General features: G+C 35.9%; 1 protein-coding gene. It reads left to right on the top strand.

The annotated features are described in order from the left end of the window. On the top strand, nt 1-359 hold a 359-nt coding region (locus ACRD7A_RS19130), incomplete at its 5' end, for a hypothetical protein (protein WP_430817970.1). Nucleotides 360-551 lie beyond the last annotated feature (192 nt).

Below are 551 nucleotides of genomic sequence, written 5' to 3' on the forward strand. Positions count from 1 at the left end.
TAATCAATAAATTTAGACCAGAGGGAGCAGGTATATATGGTAAATTTTCAATCAATGAGAATGTCATTGCTGTCATTTATTTATATCCAGCAGATTATATATATCCATTCATTGTGACTTATGACTCAAATGCAACAAAAATTTCAAATTTTGGATTTTTCGACGGTTATTGCGGAAGAGATTATGACTTTTACTCATCTTCATATTGCAAAATCAGCGAGACATTGCAAATTTCGAGAATTGATTCTACTACCACGTTTGACATGGACGAAAATGATGAAACTATTGGCATTAAAGAATCTAAAGTGAATAAGACAGAATATGCTATTAACCAAATTGGTGAAATAATTAAGAAATAACGCCACCCAACAAACCGCAATAGTGCATAAGGCGTTTAGCGAGTTTTGGAAGGTTCACGGCTTCGGCAAGCAACGCCAAATCGCAGATTTGGCTTTAAAATGAAAAGTAAAACAAAATATGCGCTTTGGCTCCGCTCATTTTGGAAAGTTTGTAAGGTTAATTCGCCTTACGCACCATGCGGCAGGCCGTTG

The organism is Carboxylicivirga longa (assembly GCF_050589825.1).
GTDB lineage: Bacteria > Bacteroidota > Bacteroidia > Bacteroidales > Marinilabiliaceae > Carboxylicivirga > Carboxylicivirga longa.